We start from the raw sequence: 2162 nt of genomic DNA, 5'->3' as shown, positions 1-2162 counted from the left end.
CCACCCGGACCGGCCGCAGCGTCAGTCTGTGGACGCCAGGCGGCGGCACGCTGCATGTCGAATGGCGCGACGATGACCACGTGGTCCTGACCGGCGCCGCCGAATGGGAATTTTCCGGCAACTTCGACCCGTCGATCGGGACATGGGCCCGCGACACTGAAAGCGCGGCCTGATGTCCGCTCTGCCCAAGAGCCCGGCGTCCCCGGGGATCGATGTCGTCACCTTCGGCTGCCGGCTCAACACCTATGAATCGCAGGTGATGCGGCGCGAGGCTGAAAGTGCGGGCCTCGGCGCGTTGGAAGGTGGCGCCGTGATCTTCAACACCTGCGCCGTGACAGGCGAAGCAGTGCGCCAGGCCAAGCAGGCGATCCGCAAGGCGCGCCGCGACAACCCGCGAGCCCGCATCATCGTCACCGGCTGCGCCGCGCAGACCGAGCCTGAAAAATTCGCCGCCATGGACGAGGTCGATCTCGTGCTTGGCAATGAAGAGAAGCTGAACGCGAATTCCTACCGCGCGCTGCCGGATTTCGGCGTCAACGACACCGAGAAGGCGCGCGTCAACGATATCTTTTCCGTGCGCGAGACCGCAGGCCACATGGTCGACGCCATCGAGGGCCGCGCACGCGCCTTCGTCCAGGTGCAGAACGGCTGCGACCACCGCTGCACCTTCTGCATCATTCCCTACGGCCGCGGCAATTCGCGCTCGGTGCCGATGGGCGCCGTGGTCGAGCAGGTCAAGCGGCTCGCCGGCAACGGCTATGCCGAGATCGTTCTGACCGGCGTCGACATGACTTCATTCGGCGCCGACCTGCCGGGCGCGCCGAAGCTCGGCAAACTGGTGAAGACCATCCTGAAACAGGTGCCCGATGTTAAGCGCCTGCGGCTGTCGTCGATCGATTCGATCGAGGCCGACGACGATTTGCTCGACGCCATCGCCACCGAGCCCCGGTTGATGCCGCATCTGCATCTGTCGCTGCAGTCGGGCGACGACATGATCCTGAAGCGCATGAAGCGAAGGCATCTGCGCGATCAGTCGATCCGCTTCTGCGAGGATGTGCGCAAACTGCGCCCCGGTATCGTCTTTGGCGCCGACATCATCGCCGGCTTCCCGACCGAGACCGACGAAATGTTCGAGAACTCGGAGAAAATTGTCGAGGAGTGTGGCCTGACCCATCTCCACGTCTTCCCCTTCAGCCCACGCGAAGGCACGCCTGCCGCGCGCATGCCGCAGCTCCGCCGCGAGGTGGTCAAGCAGCGCGCCGCCCGGCTGCGCGCCGCCGGTGAAGTTGCCTATGTCAGGCATCTGTCGTTGCTCACCGGTACGCGTCAGTCGATCCTGATCGAGCGAGACGGCCTTGGCCGCACCGAGGGTTTTACGCTTGCCGCACTCGGCACGGGCGCACCGGGTGAGATCGTCGAGGCCGATATATCGGGCCACGATGGTACCAGGCTGATCGCGGCGCCGCTTGCCGCCCGCGCCGCCTGAGAAACGCAAAGCATGGCTGGTTTTTTCAAGAAGATATTTTCGTTCGGCAAGAAAGAGGTGGTCGAGGAACGGATCGACGAGACCGCCCCGCTACCGCCGATCAAATGGGAAGCACTCGATGCGCTGAAGCCGGCGGCCGAACAGGTCGTCCCGGAGTTCTTGAAGCGCGATGAGCCGCGGCCCGAGGCAGAAACGACGCCGACGGTCGAGCCGGAGGTAATTCCTGCGCCGGAACCGGCGCCTGTCGAGGAACCGGTGCCCGCGCCGGAGCCGACCATCCCGCCAGCACCGGAGCCGACTGTTCCCTCCGAGCCGGAACCTCTGCCGGAGCCCGCGCCGAAAGAAGAACCGGCGCCCGCGCCAGAGACTCCAGAGCCGCCGGCGCCCGAGGAAGTTCCGCTCACCCCTGCGACTCCCGAACCCACGCCCGAACGGCAGCCGCAAGAAGTCCCAGCGCCGGCGCCGGCCGAACCGGAGATCGTCCCGTCACGCCCGGAAAAGCGGCCGGAGCCGGCACCAGTCGAAGTGCCGACGCCGGCCGAGGTTCCGGCAGAAACACCAGCGCCGATCGAGGTGCCCACACCGGCGCCGTCCCCTCTTCAGCCGTCTTCAGAGGCCGGCGCCGCTCCTCATCCGCCTGCCGGCACCTTCTCCCCGTATAGCGACGGGGAGAAGG

Annotated in this window: 1 protein-coding gene and 2 pseudogenes; all 3 read left to right on the top strand. The window is 66.5% G+C overall.

Annotated elements, in window-relative coordinates:
- Window positions 1-173 (top strand): annotated as a pseudogene (locus EN925_RS41100) (diaminopimelate epimerase); the annotation flags it as partial.
- The gene (gene mtaB, locus EN925_RS32905) at window positions 173-1486 is read left to right on the top strand and encodes a tRNA (N(6)-L-threonylcarbamoyladenosine(37)-C(2))-methylthiotransferase MtaB (RefSeq protein ID WP_013528840.1); all 1314 of its coding nucleotides are present in this window, start codon (window positions 173-175) and stop codon (window positions 1484-1486) included. The pseudogene EN925_RS41100 and the gene mtaB, both read left to right, overlap by 1 nt.
- Window positions 1487-1498: 12 nt before the next feature.
- Window positions 1499-2162 (top strand): annotated as a pseudogene (locus EN925_RS32900) (signal recognition particle-docking protein FtsY); the annotation flags it as partial.

Origin of the sequence: Mesorhizobium sp. M7A.F.Ca.US.006.04.2.1 (assembly GCF_004022915.1) — a bacterium.
In the GTDB taxonomy this organism is placed as follows: domain Bacteria; phylum Pseudomonadota; class Alphaproteobacteria; order Rhizobiales; family Rhizobiaceae; genus Mesorhizobium; species Mesorhizobium ciceri.
This window is presented reverse-complemented; position numbering and strand designations above follow the sequence as displayed.

Excerpts from the sequence above, each read along its gene's own strand:
- mtaB (WP_013528840.1), top strand. The coding sequence starts at position 173 with ATGTCCGCTCTGCCCAAGAGCCCGGCGTCCCCGGGGATCGATGTCGTC.